Consider the following 18445-nt stretch of genomic DNA (forward strand, 5'->3'; position numbering starts at 1 on the left):
GCGGGATGGAGCAGCTTGGTAGCTCGTCGGGCTCATAACCCGAAGGTCGTTGGTTCAAATCCAGCTCCCGCAACCAATTTCAAACGATAGTATGGGTGGTTAAAAACTTTATAACCCTCAAGCCATCGATGGATGCCCTGCCAGATTTTCATCAGGCTATTGCAACCAATCCACATCGCTCTTTCATTATGCTGTGAAGCATGAATCCCCTAAAACTAAAGTTTAATCCGCATTATATGATGTCGGACGTTTTCGTTTGTGTTTAAAACATAATATGAATCGAAAGGCACAAGAGTACTCTGGTATTCGGAGCGTTATACTATCTTTCATTAACAGAGTTATCCACATACGACGTTCTGTGGATAAGTTAGTTGATAAAGTGTTTTTAGCGTGCCATTTTTTGTTAGTAAACGAAGATCTTTTGTCTGATAGATATTACAGATATCGCGAAGTTTCTATTTAAATCCTTGTTAAATAAGGAAAAGATTGGATTTCTCCTGGATCGGATACGTTAAAATACGATCATTAGATTGTGTTTTTTTGATCCTAATCATTTACTACGATTGTGTTTAACTTTTTTATCTGCCCCATTTTTTACCGAATCTCAAATTTTTTTCCACATTTCAAATTTGAGAACGAGGTCAAGGATTGCGCATGCAAAAGATATTTTCAATCTTTTGCATATAGACTACGCGCTATGCGTCTCTTGTTAAACCTTTCTCGATAATTCTGATTAAACGTTTTCTTTTCGTCTCAATTGACTCGGTTTCTTGTCCAGGAACTTGATTGAGGTGCTGAGCCAGTGCCCAGTTAATGTGTTCATCAAGTAAGTCACTTTCACCTTGGCGAGACGTCAACGCATCTATGACCCTCTGGCTGTATTCTGCATTACCCAGCGCGACGGCAATATTACGTAGCCATTGTAAGTGACCTATTCGGCGAATCGCGGAGCCTTCCATGTTTCTTAGAAACGTAGCTTCATTCCAGTAAAACATGTCAACCAAGTCTGGAGTTTGGAAACTATCCCGGCGGTGGAAATCTTCTTGCTCAGTGATTTCGGCATACCGATTCCAAGGGCAGACGAGCTGGCAGTCATCGCAGCCATAAATACGGTTGCCCATAGGTTTGCGAAACTCTTCTGGAATGACGCCATTAAACTCAATAGTGAGATATGAGATACAACGTCGAGCATCGACGACCTTATCTTCAACGATGGCTTGTGTTGGGCAAGAGGTAATGCAGGCTTTGCATTTTTCACACTGGTCAACGCTTGGCTGATCGACTGGCAGTGGCAAATCAACGAGCAACTCACCCAGAAAGAACCAAGACCCACACTCTTTATCTAAAATAAGGGAGTGTTTACCTGTCCAACCTAATCCTGCTTTTTGAGCAAGCGGACGCTCTAATATGGGGGCAGAATCTACAAAAGGACGGTAACCAAACTGGCCGACTTCTGCTTCGATTAGTTTCCCGAGTTTATTGAGCTGCTTTCTCACCAGTTTGTGATAGTCACGCCCAAGCGCATAGCGACTGATGTACGCGTGATTTTTATTGGCAAGGTTAGAGGCAAATTGCGCTTCTGGTGGCAGGTAGTCCATGCGCGCACTGATAACACGTATGGTACCCGGTAGTAGCTCATTTGGTCTCGCACGCATCATGCCGTGACGTGCCATCCAGTCCATTGAACCGTGATAGCCCGCATCGATCCATTTCTGCAATGCGACTTCATGTTCACTAAGATCAACATCGCAGATGCCGACTTTTTGAAAGCCGAGATCTTTTCCCCAAATTTTGATTTGTTGTGCGAGTTGTTCGTAGTTCATGTGTACCACCGAGATAAATGGGGGCCGGATCTTAACGGATCTCTTTCATTGGTGCTAGCGTAAAGCCGAAGTAATTCTGCTAAGTCTAGAAAGCAAAATCATCATCAAGGTGTAGCGTTGTCTTATTATCGCGAGAATAATCACTTATTTATAAGGGAACCTTTTGCTATCTGCAGCATTCTTATAAAGGTGAGTTAAACTCATATTGCCTGGAGAGAACATCCGGTTAATAAGATACAGTTTTATGGCTACTTTTTTCGCATATATGACATTTGAAAGCTTGTTTCCCAAAACCAACACAGTTTACTATTCCTGTTCTTTTGATTTTTATATAGTCAACGATCATTAGTTAGAGAAGCATCAATGAGCACGAAACATTTTAATTTGAAAGATGAGCAACAAACGGTAGCTCTGGGCACCGCATTGGCTCAGCTTTGTTCTCAACAAACGACAATTTATCTGCATGGTGATTTGGGCGCAGGTAAAACAACTTTCAGTCGTGGTTTTGTCCGTGCTCTTGGGCATCAAGGAAACGTAAAAAGTCCAACTTATACCTTGGTTGAACCGTACCAGCTGGATAAGTGGCAGGTTTACCATTTTGATCTTTATCGCCTTGCCGATCCTGAAGAGCTTGAGTTCATGGGAATTCGAGATTATTTCACTGATGATGCGATTTGTTTGGTTGAGTGGCCAGAAAAAGGGCAAGGTTTACTGCCGAAGCCTGATCTTGATGTGAACATTCGCTACCAGGGAGAGGCGCGTGTCGCCGATCTAACCGCGAATAATGATTATGGTGTGCAGTTACTCAGTCGATTGGAGCTATGTTGAGTTTTTTAAATTTTAGAGCAGTGGCGACATTTGTCGCCACTACTATCCTTATTATCCCCAATTTAGCGTTTGCGAACGTCGTTAATAGTTTCCGAGTTTGGCCTTCACCAGATGAGACTCGTGTTGTCATCGATTTAGGCTCAGAAGCGGATTACTCCTATTTTTCATTGTCTGGACCGGATCGCTTAGTCGTGGATTTGAAAGGCACCACCATGAAAGCCAAATTACCGGTGACGGTGTCTGACAGTCCGGTTTTGAAACTGGTACGACAAAGCTCTCCACCTGAAACGGGTACTTACCGCCTGGTCTTTGAGCTGAAGAAAAATGTCCAGGCTGATCTTTTCAAACTGAGCCCGACACCGGGCGGGCAATATGGTCACCGATTAGTTGTTGACCTGCCGCATGGCAACAAAGCTGCGTCGTCGGAATCCAAATCAGAAGAAAAAGCCAGTACGAGCAAAGACATGAGTTCGGTACAACGTGCTCAAGAGGTGCTGATCGTTATTGACCCAGGTCATGGTGGTGAGGATCCAGGTTCGATTGGTCCGTCACGCCGTAAATATGAAAAAGATGCAGTATTGAGTATTGCTCGTAAGATTGCCGCTCAGCTTAACGCAACGCAGGGAGTTAAAGCTCGCCTGACACGCACCGGGGATTATTTCGTAAACCTTAACCGACGTGTGGCAATTGCACGTGAAAATGATGCACATTTGTTGATTTCTATCCACGCCGATGCGTTCACATCTCCGAGACCTCGCGGTGGTTCGGTCTTCGTACTGAATACGCGTCGTGCGAATACTGAGATTTCTCGTTGGGTCGAGAACCATGAGAAACAATCGGAACTTTTAGGTGGTTCAGGCAACGCTTTCGTTACCAATACCAAAGATCGCAACGTCAACCAAACCTTGCTGGATCTGCAGTTTAGCCACTCTCAAAAAGAAGGTTACAAACTGGCGACAGATATCTTAAGTGAAATGGGGCGCGTTGCGCATTTACACAATACCAAGCCAATTAATACCAGTCTGGCCGTGTTGCGTTCTCCGCAAATTCCATCGGTGTTGGTCGAAACTGGCTTCATCTCTAACCCAACGGAAGAACAGTTACTCTTCCAGCGTGCGCATCAAGACAAGCTGGCACAAGCAATCACAAAAGCGGTGGTTAAATATCTGAAAGACAACCCGCCAGAAGGCACGGTTTTCTCATCACCTTCTCAGTCAATGGTGCACATTGTTAAGAGCGGTGAATCTCTATCGGTGCTCGCGAACAAATACGGTGTCAGTACCAACACGTTGATGTCTGAGAATCGTTTAAAATCGACTGGCTTAGTGGTGGGACAAAAACTTCGAATTCCTTCAACAGGCACGATTCAAGTACCGAGCAAACCGATTACGGTGGAAACAGAAAGCATCGTTCATACTGTTAAGCCGGGTGAGTTCTTAGGTAAAATTGCCAGCCATTACAAGGTGAAGGTTTCTGACATTCGCCGAGAAAACAGTCTGAAATCAGATACTTTATGGGTAGGTCAGAAACTTAAGATCACCGTTGCAGTAAAAGATAAACCGATCCGTAAGCACAAAGTATCACGAGGTGATTACCTTGGTAAGATAGCTTCTCAGTACGGTGTGAGCGTGGAGAGCATTCGTCAGGCGAACAGCTTACGTTCAGATGAGCTCGCAGTCGGGCAAGTTCTGATCATTCCAAATAAGTAAGTGAGCTTTAACGCGTTATGACGATTAAAATTCTGCCAGCCAGGCTCGCCAACCAAATTGCGGCAGGGGAAGTGGTCGAAAGGCCAGCCTCTGTCATTAAAGAGCTGGTTGAGAATAGCCTTGATTCAGGTGCAACTCGAATCGATATCGATATCGAAAAAGGGGGCTCTAAGCTGATTCGTGTTCGTGATAACGGTAAAGGCATCGCGAAAGATGAGCTGGGGCTGGCATTGAGTCGTCATGCGACGTCCAAGATTCATACCCTGGATGATTTAGAAGCGATCATGAGCTTAGGTTTCCGTGGTGAGGCGTTGGCGAGTATCAGTTCGGTTTCTCGACTTACACTGACCTCGCGTCCTGCGGTGCAAGAGGAAGCCTGGAGTGCCTATTCCGAAGGTCGTGAGATGCAGGTTAAGCTGCAACCTGCGGCTCATCCCATTGGGACGACAGTTGAAGTATTGGATCTCTTTTTCAATACACCAGCCCGTCGTAAATTTCTCCGTACTGAGAAAACTGAATTCACTCATATCGATGAGCTGCTTAAACGCATTGCATTGAGCCGCTTTGATGTGTCGATTAACGTTCGCCATAACGGAAAAATCGTTCGTCAGTATCGTGCGGCAAAAAATCCGCTTCAAACCGAAAAGCGCATTGCTGCGGTCTGTGGCAATGCGTTTGTTCGTCACATGCTGCGTATTGAGCTGGAGCATCAAGGCTTAAAACTGCATGGTTGGATCACCACTCCGGAAGGCGCTCGTCAGCAAAGTGATTTGCAATATTGCTATGTGAATGGGCGCATGATGCGTGACAAGTTGATTAATCACGCTATCCGTCAAAGCTATGAAATGAGCTTAAAACCGGATCAGTTTGCCGCGTATGTTCTGTTTATTGAGCTCGATCCTCACCAGGTTGATGTGAATGTCCACCCGGCAAAGCATGAAGTTCGTTTCCATCAGGCGCGACTGGTGCATGATTTTATCTATCAGGCATTAACAGATGCACTGGTACAAAGTGCGGTCATTGAACAGCCACACGTAAATGAATCTGCCTTTCATCACGCCGAGCCGTCTCACCCGATTCAGGAACGCGATGTTGACTCAGAAGCCTCGATTTCAGAAGTCTCGATTAAAGAAGACAAGGCCTCTTCTCCTGTTCCCGAACGAGTTTATCAAGCGGTAGACAAAACGCCGGCTTACCCTGGACGAAGTGACTATGAGGCAAAACCACGAGAGCGTTCTTCTTTAGAGTCGTCTGTGCGAGAGGCCCGTCAGTCAGATTCTTATCATCGTGCAGATTGGATTGAATCTAAGCCCGCTCCAAAGCCGACTCAGAGCAAAGAGCGTCATGCGGAACCCGCTCCGAGTAAACAAGAAGTTCGTGCTTATCATGAGCTTTTGAAAACGCCAGACATCGAGCCTAAGCCGATCGAAAATGCGGTTGTCGCGATATCGAGTGAGCAAGCTCATTTGCCTCAAGTGACGGCATTAGGTAAAGCACTAGCTGTGGTGGATGAGCAGTTTGTCCTGATGAGTAGTGACAGTGGCGTAGCATTAGTTTCATTACCACGAGCGGAATTCTACCGGATAAAAGGCCAGTTAACGCCAAGTGAAGGCGCATTAAAAGCACAACCATTGCTCGTACCTCTATCGATAAAGTTGGATACCGAACTGGTCAAATGGGTACAGAATTATCAACAAGATTTCGCCCAGCTCGGTATTCAGTTGAAAGCCAGAAATGACAAGGCATTGATGGTTATGGGTGTACCTGCGCCACTGCGCCAACAAAACTTACAAAATTTGGTGCCAGATCTGTTATCTTACGCGCAAACGTGGGTAAAGGAGGAGATGGCTACGAATCAGATACTTTCAGCGCTGGTCGATTGGCTCGCTTTACAGGTAACTAAAGTGAAGAGCCACTATACTCTCTCCGAAGCCATTCAAATTATTGCGGAACTTGAACAGTTAAGACATGGCCAGTTGCCATTAGAAGATACTACTTTCGTATCTGCTGTTGATTTTTCTGCCACGATAACCAAATTAACACCATGACAGAAAAACTACCTTTGGCTCTTTTTTTAATGGGGCCGACTGCATCAGGTAAGACAGAGCTTGCGATTCGATTACGTCAAAAGTTCCCGGTTGAGATCATCAGTGTAGACTCTGCATTGATCTACAAAGGAATGGACATTGGAACCGCCAAGCCTGACGAACGCGAACTAAGCTTAGCGCCTCACCGATTAATTGATATCTTGGATCCGAGTGAGTCTTACTCTGCGGCAGACTTTCGTCGTGATGCCTTACAGGCGATGGATGATATTGTTGCTGAAGGGAAAATTCCGTTGCTTGTTGGTGGTACTATGTTGTATTACAAAGCATTACTTGAAGGCTTATCACCTCTTCCTGCTGCAAATCCTGAAATTCGTCAGCAAATTGAACAAGAAGCATTGACTAAAGGTTGGTCGGTGTTGCACGATGAACTCAAAGAGGTTGATCCTGTATCTGCAGCGAGAATTCATCCGAATGACCCGCAGCGTTTATCTCGGGCATTGGAAGTTTTCCGAATTTCAGGTAAAACTCTTACTGAGTTGACTCAAACGAAGGGTGAAAGCCTGCCGTACCGGGTCAAACAGTTTGCAATAGCTCCCAAGGATAGGGCAGAACTTCACCGTCGCATTGAGCTGCGCTTTGAAAAAATGATGGAATCGGGCTTTGAAGAGGAAATGAGAGCGTTGTATACGCGACAAGATCTTCATCCGGATCTTCCCTCTATTCGATGCGTAGGTTACAGGCAGATGTGGGAGTATTTAGACGGGGACTGCACCCGCGAGGAAGCGATTTTTCGCGGTATATGTGCAACTCGTCAATTGGCCAAGCGTCAAATCACCTGGTTACGCAGCTGGGATGACTTAACTTGGTTAGATAGTGATAACATTGAACAGTCTCTCGAAACCATTTCGGAAGCAATAGCATCTGATTGAGATAGCTGTGTATAATGTGATCGTTTTTGCGTGAACGCACTCTCTAAGGATCAGTTATTGGCGGTTTTATACTATGCTGCTAATTACTTTGAGTGCATTTTTGATTCGTTTAGCTCAGATGCAAAAGCAGTACTTTTTTTGCAGTGCACCACTAGCTAAATAATTACAACTACAAATTAAATAAGGAAAATAAAAATGGCTAAGGGGCAATCTCTACAAGACCCATTTCTGAACGCGCTACGTCGTGAGCGTATCCCTGTATCTATCTACCTTGTGAACGGCATTAAACTACAAGGTCAGATCGAATCATTCGATCAGTTCGTGATCCTTTTGAAAAACACTGTTAACCAAATGGTGTACAAGCACGCGATCTCAACAGTTGTGCCGGCTCGTCCAGTGAGCCACCACAGCGGTGAACGTCCACAAGGTGATCGTCCACAAGATAAATCAGAAGATTAATTCTTCATCGAGTATTTTAAACTAAGGAGTTGATTGCTTGTTTGACCGTTATGAATCCGGTGAGCGAGCCGTACTTGTTCATATCAACTTCACGCAAGAAGGTGAATGGGAAGATCTGGCTGAGTTCCAAATGCTGGCTTCTTCCGCTGGGGTAGAGACGCTACAAGTGATAACTGGTAGCCGTCAATCCCCACACCCGAAATACTATGTCGGAGAGGGTAAAGCACAGGAAATTGCTACTGCGGTACAATTAGATGGTGCTGAAATTGTGATTTTTAATCACTCCCTCTCTCCTGCCCAAGAACGTAACCTCGAAACACTGTGCAAATGTCGAGTTCTCGACCGCACTGGTCTTATTCTCGATATCTTTGCTCAACGAGCTCGAACACATGAAGGTAAGCTACAGGTAGAGCTGGCTCAACTTCGTCATATCTCTACTCGTTTGATTCGTGGTTGGACGCACCTTGAAAGGCAGAAAGGTGGTATCGGCTTACGTGGTCCTGGTGAAACCCAGCTGGAAACCGACCGTCGTTTATTGCGTGAAAGAATCAAAACCATTCTTCGTCGCTTAGAAAAAGTGGCCAAGCAGCGTGAACAAGGGCGACGCGCCCGAAGTCGAGCAGAAATCCCAACGGTTTCTCTCGTAGGCTATACCAACGCGGGTAAGTCTACATTGTTTAACCGCATCACCGAAGCGGGTGTGTATGCGGCAGATCAGTTGTTTGCAACTTTGGATCCTACATTACGTAAGATTGAGTTAGCGGATGTTGGCCCTGCAATACTTGCAGATACCGTTGGTTTTATTCGACATTTGCCTCACGATTTAGTCGCGGCTTTCAAAGCAACCTTGCAAGAAACGCAAGAAGCTGACATTTTGTTACATGTTGTTGATGCCAGTGATGAGCGTTTTCGTGAGAATATTCAAGCTGTTCATGATGTACTAGAAGAGATCGATGCACATGAAGTGCCGAGTCTGCTAGTGATGAACAAAATCGACAATCTAGATTCGCAGCAACCACGAATAGAACGTGATGAGGAAGGCGTACCTCGAGCGGTTTGGGTGTCTGCAATGGAAGGGATAGGCATTGATCTCCTGTTTGAAGCGCTGACCGAACGTCTGGCATCACAAATGGTTGAGCTTCAGCTGTGTATTCCTCCACAGTATCAAGGACGATTCCGCAGTACATTCTTCCAAATGAAGTGTATTCAGCGTGAAGAATATGACCAGGAAGGTAACTTGTTGATCAATATTCGAATGCAGCAAGTAGATTGGTCTAGACTTGAAAAAAGAGAAGGGGCAGTTTTGACTGACTTTATAGTCACTTAAAGGACTGCTACAGTATAACGTCATATCAAATGATGGAGCTTTCTAATGGCGTGGAATGAGCCTGGAAATAACAACGGCAACAATGGCCGCGATAACGACCCTTGGGGTAATAATAATCGCGGTGGCCAGCGTCCTGGTGGCCGAGATCAAGGTCCGCCAGATTTAGATGAAGTGTTCAACAAACTGAGTCAAAAGCTGGGCGGCAAATTTGGTAAAAAAGGTGGCGGTGGTTCTTCTATCGGCGGTGGTGGTAGTGCAATTGGCTTTGGTGTCATTGCCGCTATTGCTATTGCGGTTTGGTTCTTCGCTGGCTTTTACACCATCGGTGAAGCGGAGCGTGGTGTTGTGCTGCGTTTAGGCAAATACGATCGTATCGTAGATCCTGGCCTTAACTGGCGTCCTCGTTTTATTGATGAATATGAAGCGGTAAACGTACAGGCGATTCGTTCACTTCGTGCCTCTGGTCTAATGCTGACTAAAGACGAAAACGTAGTAACGGTTGCAATGGATGTTCAGTACCGTGTGGCTGACCCGTACAAATACCTATACCGTGTAACCAGTGCCGATGACAGCTTACGTCAGGCGACGGATTCTGCGCTACGTGCGGTTATTGGTGACTCGCTGATGGATAGCATCTTAACCAGTGGTCGTCAGCAAATTCGTCAAAGCACGCAAGAAACACTGAATCAGATCATCGATAGCTACGATATGGGTCTGGTACTTGTCGATGTGAACTTCCAATCGGCACGTCCACCAGAGCAAGTGAAAGATGCGTTTGATGACGCTATCGCGGCTCGAGAAGATGAAGAGCGTTTCATTCGTGAAGCAGAAGCTTACAAAAACGAAATCTTGCCTAAGGCAACGGGTCGTGCAGAGCGTCTGAAGAAAGAGGCACAAGGTTACAACGAGCGTGTAACCAACGAAGCTCTTGGTCAGGTAGCACAGTTTGAAAAACTTCTACCGGAATACCAAGCGGCTCCAGGTGTAACGCGTGACCGTTTGTACATCGATACAATGGAAGAGGTTTACTCGAGTGCATCTAAAGTGCTGATTGACTCTGAATCAAGTGGTAACCTGCTTTACCTACCAATTGATAAGTTGGCTGGACAAGAAGGTCCAACAGACACTAAGCGTAAATCGCAATCTTCTGCAACGTACGATCATATTCAGCTAGAGTCTGAGATTTCGCAAGAAGACACCTCGAACACGCAGTCTCGTTCAACAGGTTCACGTCAAGGGAGATACTAAGAATGCGTAAGTTAATGATCCCTGTATTGGTAATCGCACTGGCATTATTGCTGATGTCTCTGTTTGTGATTCCTGAAGGTGAGCGCGGTATCGTGGTTCGATTTGGTCGTGTTCTTAAAGACAATAACGACATAACTCGAATTTACGAGCCTGGTCTGCATTTCAAAATGCCACTGTTTGATCGTGTAAAAACTCTTGATGCACGTATCCAGACAATGGATGGTCGTTCAGATCGTTTCGTAACCTCTGAGAAAAAAGACGTCATCATCGATACGTATGTTAAGTGGCGTATTAAAGACTTCGGTCAATACTACTTAGCGACAGGCGGTGGCAATGCGATGACAGCAGAAGCACTGCTAGAGCGTAAAGTTACGGACGTGCTGCGTTCTGAAATCGGTTCTCGTGAAATTAAGCAGATCGTTTCTGGTCCTCGTAATAAAGACGTACTACCAGATAGCGCAGATGCGGCAGTAGTAACGACTGAAGCAGCGAAGCAAGCGTTAGAAATTGATGGCCAACGTGATCAAATCATGTCTAACGTACAGGATGATACACGTGAGAGTGCAATGAAGGATTTGGGTGTTGAAGTGGTTGATTTCCGTATCAAGAAAATCAACTTACCTGATGAAATCAGTGAGTCTATTTACCGTCGTATGCGTGCAGAGCGTGAGTCTGTAGCTCGTAAACACCGCTCTCAAGGTCGTGAAAAAGCAGAAGTTATCCGCGCTCAAGCAGAGCTTGAAGTGGCGACTATCTTAGCGGAAGCAGACAAAACAGCTCGTGTAACACGTGGTGACGCGGATGCAGAAGCAGCGAAGATTTACGCTAATGCTTACAACAAGGATCCTGAATTCTTCAGCTTCCTACGTTCTCTGAGAGCATACGAAAAATCGTTTAACTCTAAGAGTGACATCCTTGTTCTGGATCCAAAGAGTGACTTCTTCCAGTACATGAACAACTCGAAAGGCGCAAAAGCTGAGTAGGTAGATCACCAATAATTTAAAAGGCTCCGTCAGGAGCCTTTTTTGTTTCCGTATGTTCGGGAGCTATCTTGCTAACTCATCATAATAGCGATCACGGCTCCGGCCACGACCAGACATCCACCAATACGGCGTAGCTGGTTGTTGGGTTGTTCACTCAATTGGGCAACCATATTGCGCCAGCCATTTGGCGCGATAAGTGGACCGATACCCTCAACAATCAAAACGAGCCCTATTGCTACCCATATTGATTCAGACATAACGCTTCCCATTTAAATTCATAAAGCTAAATATTATCAGCGATATGCTGATTTCGAAATGTGCGAATGAAACAAGACTCAGAGTCTGTGAACAAAAAATGACTGCAAGAATACCGATTCGGTGCTAGAATCCATTTTTAACTAGCAATCAGACTTGGAAAGATGGGAAATAACGTAGTCGTTCTAGGCACCCAATGGGGTGACGAAGGTAAAGGTAAAATTGTTGACCTATTAACTGAAGATGCAAAGTACGTGGTACGCTACCAAGGCGGTCACAATGCAGGTCACACACTCGTAATTGACGGTGAAAAAACCGTTCTTCACTTAATTCCATCAGGTATCCTTCGCGATAACGTAAAATGTGTTATCGGTAACGGTGTAGTACTATCGCCTGAAGCTCTACTTAAAGAAATGCAACCTCTTGAAGAGCGCGGTATTCCAGTACGCGATCGTCTTTTCATTTCTGAAGCATGTCCTCTAATTCTTCCTTACCACGTTGCAATGGACCAAGCTCGCGAAATCGCTCGTGGTAAAAAAGCTATCGGTACAACAGGGCGTGGTATTGGTCCAGCATACGAAGATAAAGTCGCTCGTCGCGGTCTACGCGTTGGCGATCTATTCGATATGGATACGTTCGCTGAAAAGCTAAAGGAAGTAATGGAATTACATAACTTCCAGCTAGTGAACTTCTACAAAGTTGAGCCAGTAAGCTACGAAGCAGTACTTGAAGAAGCGAAAGGCTATGCTGAGCTACTAACTTCAATGGTTATCGACGTAACTGACGAACTAGACGCAGCACGTAAGCGCGGCGACAAGATCATGTTCGAAGGTGCTCAAGGTACACTGCTAGATATCGACCATGGTACTTACCCATACGTAACTTCTTCTAACACGACTGCTGGTGGTGTTGCTGCAGGTTCTGGTTTTGGTCCTCGTCACATTGGTTACATCCTTGGTATCGCGAAAGCTTACTGTACTCGTGTAGGTGCAGGTCCATTCCCGACTGAACTATACGATGGCAAAGACAAGCAAGATCCAGTTGGTAAGCACCTGGGTACTGTTGGTCATGAGTTCGGTGCAACAACTGGTCGTTTACGTCGTACTGGTTGGTTCGATGCTGTTGCAATGCGTCGCGCAATCCAGATCAACTCAGTTTCTGGTTTCTGTCTAACTAAGCTAGACGTACTAGATGGTCTGGAAGAGCTAAAAATCTGTACAGGTTACAAGATGGAAGATGGCTCTGTAATGGAAGTTTCTCCGATGGCGGCTGAAGCATTCGAAAAAGCAACGCCAATCTACGAAACAATGCCAGGCTGGTCTGAAAACACCTTTGGTGCTAAGTCGCTAGACGCGCTACCAAAAGCGGCTCTAGACTACATCAAGCGTATCGAAGAGCTAACAGGCGTACCAGTAGACATCATCTCAACTGGTCCAGACCGTAACGAAACTATCATCAAGGTTCACCCATTTGAATCTTAATTGATACTCGTTAGAGATTGAAAAAGCCGACCAAAAGGTCGGCTTTTTTGTGTCTGATGAAAATTCTTAAGTTGTGGAACAAACATCTCAATGTGGCAATCTCTTGCCGCAGTGTTTGGGAGAGAGGCAATTTTTGTCTAAAGCTCAGCGGCTCTTTGCCGATAAGCTTATCAAGCAGAGGAGATCTTTCGGCGATCTTCGTTTTCAGACACCTTGAGAGTACGTATATGAAGTTACCAACAGTGGCTGCTTCACTGTTACTGATGCTGACTACGACAGCATCAGGGGCGAGTGCCGCTGATGTCGGAGCACCAGTTCCTATCTATACCGAAGCAGAACTGATAAAACTTATCGAGCAGAATAAGCACTTACAGCGTGTGCGCGCTGATAACTGCCAGCTGGTTGAAGATATCGTTGCCCGTGCGACTCGAATTAGTCTGCCTGCGTATGAGTTCCTGTATGGTGATATGCTAGCGTGGGGCGTTTGTGTTGAGCAAGACGTGGAGCTCGGGCTTTACTACATGGAAAACGCGGCACACCAAGGTTTACCAGCAGCGCTGGAGCAAATTGGACGCTACTATTCTCTTGGTACTTTGGTTCAGCAAGACAAAGAACGTGCAATTCCGTATTTGCGTGAAGCGGCCTCAATGGGAAATCTAAATGCGCGTATTCACCTTGCTGAGTTGCTTCTGCGTGATTACGGTAGCCCGCTAGACTATGAAGATGCTTATCGCTGGTTATATAACTCAGTAACGGCAGATCAAAGGCAACATAAGCGTATCACTATCCTGCGAGATGGCCTCGAACAGCGTATGCCACAGAACATCATCGCGCGTGCTAAGCGAAGAGATACGTTCTGGTAAATCCCAAATCAATGCCTGTCATTTCATATAACCAAGCCCACTTCGAGTGGGCTTGGTTCCTTTTACAGGATAAGGCCTAGCCTTAAATCACTTTATGCGGGCCAAAACACTCGTAGTGAAACTGATCTTGCGGAACGCCAATTTCTTGCAATTGCTTGGCGACATGCTGCATAAAACCTACCGGACCACAGAAGTATACTTGTACATTGCTTTGCTTCAGCGCCGTTTCGATCTCCTTCAGACTAACAAATCCCGTGAAGTGGTAGTCCTCACCATACTTATCTTCTGCAGTAGGTTGGTTATACCAAACAACTGCATCCATGTTTTCCTTCGAATCAACAAGCTGACTTACATGTTGTTTGAACGCGTGTTGCTGGCCATTTTCCGTTGCATGCACCCATGTCACCGGCGCTTGATGTTCAGATAAGCTCTCTAGCATCGAGAGGGTAGGTGTTAAGCCAACTCCAGCAGAAATCAATACCACCGGCGTCTCAGTTTCAACATCCATAAAAAAGTCACCCGCTGGGGCGACCAGTTTTACTTTATCGCCGACGTTAAGTTCATCATGTAAGAAGTTAGATACTTTACCGTTTTGCTCGCGTTTCACCGAAATACGGTATGTGTTCTTCTGTGCGGCTGACGAAAGGCTGTATTGGCGGATCTCCTGGTTATCAAATTTATCGCTATTGATGTAGATACCTAAATACTGCCCGGGTTTAAATGGTGCGACTTTGTCACCATCTGTCGGTTTAAACATAAAACTGCAGATGTGCTCACTTTCTGGTTGTTTGGCGATTAACTCGAACTCGCGCAGACCACGCCAACCACCATCCAAGGCCTCATTCGCTTGATAGATTTGCTCTTCTCGTTGGATAAATACGTTTGCCAGTACGCCGTATGCTTCTGCCCACGCGTTTAATACTTCCTGACCTGGATTAAACAACTCGTCAATGGTCGCGAGCAGATGTGTGCCGACGATCTGGTACTGATCTTTTGTTATCAAAAAGCTGGTATGTTTATGAGCTATCTTTTCTACCGCGCCAAGCAGTGCTGGCAGATTTTCAATATTTGCAGCATACGCGCAGATCGCGTTGAACAGTGCTTCACGTTGATCGCCGTTACGCTGATTGCTCATATTGAAAATGTCTTTCAGTTCAGGGTTGTGGTTAAACATACGATCATAAAAATGCGCAGTCAGCTTTGGCCCGGTTTGGGCGATCAGTGGTGCGGTCGCTTTTACGATTTCGATGGTTTGATTGCTGAGCATACTGGCTTCCTAATTTAAGTTGTATTTATAATGCATGTTTAAAGTTGTATCTCAAATCTATCTTTCAATCAAGAATAGATTTACACTTTTGTTATTAGAGAGGATAGCAATATGCAGTTAACCAGCTTCACAGATTACGCGCTGAGAACCTTGATCTATCTGGCTTCATTGCCAAAAGATGAGTTGACAAATATCACTGAAGTGACTGATTTATTTGGTGTGTCACGCAATCATATGGTTAAAGTAATCAACCGGTTAGGACAGTTGGGCTATGTGCAGACTGTACGTGGCAAAAATGGCGGTATTCGTTTAATGAAACCTGCCAGGGAGATTACCGTTGGCGGTGTGGTGCGCGATCTCGAACCGTTAGACTTGGTGAACTGCAGTGCAGATTTTTGCCACATCACGCCGGCATGTCGGCTCAAAGATAAGTTAGCGAAAGCCAAAAGCGCTTTCCTGGCTGAACTGGATTACTGCACGATCGACGAATTACTCCGTGACAACTCTGAGCTTTTGATCTTACTAGAGCGACCATAAAGCAACTTGCCGCTGAGAGTCGATCCCGGTCATTCTTTTTTCAAAGCAATTCTGTAGGTTATCGTGAGACTCGGATATACTAGCTCTATACCTTCCTTGCTAGATAGGCGTGCCTATGTCAGACAATATTCCAAACGATCCTTTCGCAGATCGTGAATCTCAGAATTACGAAAATCCAATCCCAAGCCGAGAGTTTATCATCGAGTTCCTTGAACAAGCGGGCGTTCCAATGAACCGCAATGACTTGTTCGAAGCACTACAGCTTGATGGCGAAGAGCAATACGAAGGGTTGCGTCGTCGTTTACGTGCCATGGAACGAGATGGTCAGTTGGTGTTTACCCGCCGTCAGTGCTACGCACTGCCTGAAAAACTTGAAATGGTGAAAGGTTACGTAATTGGCCACAAAGATGGTCACGGTTGGGTGCGTCCAGAAGGCAGCGTCGGCAAGGATAATGACATTTTACTGCCTCACCATCAGATGAAGAACATCATTCATGGTGATTTCGTACTGGTTCAACCGACCGACAACAGCAAGCGTGGTCGCCGCGAAGGTCGCTTGGTGCGCGTTCTGGAAGAGCGCAATGATCAAATTGTCGGGCGTTTCTTCCTCGAATACGGTTACTCGTATGTCGTGCCAGATGATTCGCGCATCAGCCACGATATTCTGATCCCGAATGAACTCAAAGCGGGCGCACGCATGGGTAATGTTGTCGTGATCGAAATTACCGATCGCGGTTCACGCTCGCGCGGTATGATGGGGCAAGTGGTTGAAGTACTCGGCGAAAACATGGCTCCGGGCATGGAAACACAAATTGCGATCCGCACTCATCAAATTCCACATGTATGGCCTGTAGAGGTTGATCAGCAGATTGCCAACTTAGCGGAAGAAGTTCCGGAAGAAGCCAAAGTCGGGCGTGTTGACCTGCGTGACCTGCCATTGGTGACGATTGATGGTGAAGATGCACGTGATTTTGATGATGCCGTGTTCTGTGAGAAGAAGAAAAGTGGTGGCTGGCGTCTCTGGGTTGCCATTGCCGACGTAAGTTACTACGTACGCCCTGACTCTGCACTGGATAAAGAAGCGATTATCCGCGGTAACTCAGTGTACTTCCCGTCTCAGGTAGTTCCGATGCTGCCAGAGGTGCTTTCTAATGGTCTTTGCTCCTTGAACCCACAAGTGGATCGCTTGTGTATGGTTTGTGAGATGACTATCTCGGATACCGGTAAGTTGTCTGGTTACAAGCATTACGAAGCGGTGATGAACTCGCATGCTCGTTTGACTTACACCAAAGTGCACAACATTTTGGAAGGTGACGAAGAACTGCGTGAACGTTACAAAGAGCTGGTTCCACATCTGGAAGAGTTGCACCGCATGTATAAAGTGCTCAAAAGTGCTCGTGAGCAGCGTGGTGCGATTGAGTTCGAAACCGTTGAAACCAAGTTTATTTTCAATGCTGAGCGTAAGATTGAGAGCATTGAACCGCTAGAGCGTAACGATGCACACAAACTGATCGAAGAATGTATGATCATGGCGAACATTGCGTCGGCTTCTCTGGTAGAAAAAGCCAAAGAACCAGCGCTATACCGTATCCATGAAACTCCAGGTGAAGAACGTCTGATGGGCTTCCGCGAGTTTCTGGCTGAACTGGGACTGGAACTGGGTGGTGGTCTTGAGCCGTCACCAACAGACTATGCGCATCTGATGAGTCAGGTGGGTGATCGTCCGGATCAGGAGCTAATTCAGACCATGTTGCTGCGCTCGATGAAACAGGCTGTATACAACGCCGATAATGCAGGGCACTTTGGTCTGGCGTTGCAGCGTTACGCTCACTTCACTTCACCAATTCGTCGTTATCCTGACTTATTGTTGCACCGTGCAATCAAATATCTGATTGCGAAACATGAAGGTCGAAATCAGGATCGCTGGACACCAACCGGTGGTTATCACTACTCTTTCGATGACATGGACTTCTATGGTGAGCAATGCTCCATGACAGAACGCCGGGCGGACGATGCGACCCGTGATGTGTCCGACTGGTTGAAATGTGAGTACATGCAAGATCACGTTGGTGACGAGTTAGAAGGCGTCATTGCCAATGTTACCAGCTTCGGCTTCTTTGTTCGCTTAACCGATTTACATATCGATGGTTTGGTACACATTTCGAATTTAGCGAACGACTACTACCAGTATGATCCTATTGGTCAAAGACTTATCGGTGAAAGCTTTGGCTTAATTTATCGACTAGGCGATGCGGTGAAAGTCAAAGTACTGGCCGTTAACCTGGATGATAAGCAAATTGACTTTGAATTGGTCGAAACAAGTCGTAAGCTACGCGGCGAAGGTAAGACTGCTAAGAAACGAGCAGCGGAAGCCCAACGTAAAGCCAAAGAGAAAAAACGCACAGCAAGTCGTTCTTCATCTCTAGAAAGCGGTGCGACGCGTGCGATTCCTGCTATCGAACCGACTAAACGTCCGGAAAGAAGTGAAGCGGGAAGCAAGCGTAACGGCGCTAAGCATGAATCTAAGCGTGGTGACACTGAAGGAAAAAAGAAGCCTAAAGTGAGAAAAGCCAGCAAGAAAAAGCCTCACAGTAAGCCAAAGAAAACGAAGCACTCAAAACGAGATGAGCAGTAGGCTGAAGCGCCAATCTGGTTGGAATCAGGTTGGAGAAGGCACCAATACCAATC

The 18445-nt window shown here is 46.0% G+C and carries 15 protein-coding genes; 12 read left to right on the plus strand and 3 right to left on the minus strand.

Features of this window, described 5'->3' with window-relative positions:
• Positions 1-695: 695 nt before the first annotated feature.
• Positions 696-1823: a tRNA epoxyqueuosine(34) reductase QueG gene (gene queG, locus ACWYU8_RS21130; RefSeq protein ID WP_457521708.1), complete on the minus strand. Its 1128-nt coding sequence runs from the start codon at positions 1821-1823 to the stop codon at positions 696-698.
• A 363-nt stretch (positions 1824-2186) separates the two neighbouring features.
• Here queG and tsaE point away from each other — a divergent pair, with 363 nt between their 5' ends.
• The 8 genes from tsaE to hflC all read left to right on the plus strand — a co-directional run bounded on the left by tsaE (position 2187) and on the right by hflC (position 11354).
• Positions 2187-2651 (plus strand): tRNA (adenosine(37)-N6)-threonylcarbamoyltransferase complex ATPase subunit type 1 TsaE, encoded by a 465-nt coding sequence (gene tsaE, locus ACWYU8_RS21135; protein ID WP_457521709.1) that lies wholly within the window; start codon positions 2187-2189, stop codon positions 2649-2651.
• Complete coding sequence (locus ACWYU8_RS21140; RefSeq protein ID WP_457521710.1) at positions 2645-4360, plus strand: N-acetylmuramoyl-L-alanine amidase; 1716 nt, start codon at positions 2645-2647, stop codon at positions 4358-4360. The genes tsaE and ACWYU8_RS21140 overlap by 7 nt, the downstream gene beginning before the upstream one ends.
• 17 nt (positions 4361-4377) lie before the next feature.
• Complete coding sequence (gene mutL / locus ACWYU8_RS21145) at positions 4378-6408, plus strand: DNA mismatch repair endonuclease MutL (protein ID WP_457521711.1); 2031 nt, start codon at positions 4378-4380, stop codon at positions 6406-6408.
• Positions 6405-7337 (plus strand): tRNA (adenosine(37)-N6)-dimethylallyltransferase MiaA, encoded by a 933-nt coding sequence (gene miaA, locus ACWYU8_RS21150; protein ID WP_457521712.1) that lies wholly within the window; start codon positions 6405-6407, stop codon positions 7335-7337. The genes mutL and miaA overlap by 4 nt, the downstream gene beginning before the upstream one ends.
• A 195-nt stretch (positions 7338-7532) precedes the next feature.
• Positions 7533-7796 (plus strand): RNA chaperone Hfq, encoded by a 264-nt coding sequence (hfq, locus tag ACWYU8_RS21155; protein ID WP_444496530.1) that lies wholly within the window; start codon positions 7533-7535, stop codon positions 7794-7796.
• A gap of 37 nt (positions 7797-7833) precedes the next feature.
• Positions 7834-9123: a ribosome rescue GTPase HflX gene (hflX, locus tag ACWYU8_RS21160; protein ID WP_457521713.1), complete on the plus strand. Its 1290-nt coding sequence runs from the start codon at positions 7834-7836 to the stop codon at positions 9121-9123.
• Between the two features lie 45 nt (positions 9124-9168).
• Positions 9169-10371 (plus strand): FtsH protease activity modulator HflK, encoded by a 1203-nt coding sequence (gene hflK / locus ACWYU8_RS21165; RefSeq protein ID WP_457521714.1) that lies wholly within the window; start codon positions 9169-9171, stop codon positions 10369-10371.
• A gap of 2 nt (positions 10372-10373) precedes the next feature.
• Positions 10374-11354, plus strand: coding sequence for a protease modulator HflC (gene hflC, locus ACWYU8_RS21170; protein WP_457521715.1), 981 nt, complete (start codon positions 10374-10376; stop codon positions 11352-11354).
• A 71-nt stretch (positions 11355-11425) separates the two neighbouring features.
• On the opposite strand, the gene ACWYU8_RS21175 is transcribed toward hflC, so the two are convergent.
• Positions 11426-11611, minus strand: a complete 186-nt coding sequence (locus ACWYU8_RS21175) for a DUF2065 domain-containing protein (protein ID WP_457521716.1) — start codon at positions 11609-11611, stop codon at positions 11426-11428.
• Between the two features lie 162 nt (positions 11612-11773).
• Between ACWYU8_RS21175 and ACWYU8_RS21180 the strand changes: the two genes are divergently transcribed.
• Both ACWYU8_RS21180 and motX read left to right on the plus strand, forming a co-directional pair.
• Complete coding sequence (locus ACWYU8_RS21180) at positions 11774-13090, plus strand: adenylosuccinate synthase (RefSeq protein WP_444496525.1); 1317 nt, start codon at positions 11774-11776, stop codon at positions 13088-13090.
• A 227-nt stretch (positions 13091-13317) separates the two neighbouring features.
• Positions 13318-13953 (plus strand): flagellar protein MotX, encoded by a 636-nt coding sequence (motX, locus tag ACWYU8_RS21185; protein WP_457521717.1) that lies wholly within the window; start codon positions 13318-13320, stop codon positions 13951-13953.
• An 82-nt stretch (positions 13954-14035) separates the two neighbouring features.
• On the opposite strand, the gene hmpA is transcribed toward motX, so the two are convergent.
• Entirely contained in the window at positions 14036-15220 is a 1185-nt protein-coding gene (hmpA, locus tag ACWYU8_RS21190) for an NO-inducible flavohemoprotein (protein ID WP_457521718.1), read from the minus strand.
• A 111-nt stretch (positions 15221-15331) separates the two neighbouring features.
• Here hmpA and nsrR point away from each other — a divergent pair, with 111 nt between their 5' ends.
• Positions 15332-15757: a nitric oxide-sensing transcriptional repressor NsrR gene (gene nsrR, locus ACWYU8_RS21195; RefSeq protein ID WP_457521719.1), complete on the plus strand. Its 426-nt coding sequence runs from the start codon at positions 15332-15334 to the stop codon at positions 15755-15757.
• A 115-nt stretch (positions 15758-15872) separates the two neighbouring features.
• Complete coding sequence (rnr, locus tag ACWYU8_RS21200) at positions 15873-18392, plus strand: ribonuclease R (RefSeq protein ID WP_457521720.1); 2520 nt, start codon at positions 15873-15875, stop codon at positions 18390-18392.
• The last annotated feature ends 53 nt before the right edge of the window (positions 18393-18445 follow it).

It is taken from the genome of Vibrio limimangrovi (assembly GCF_054064025.1).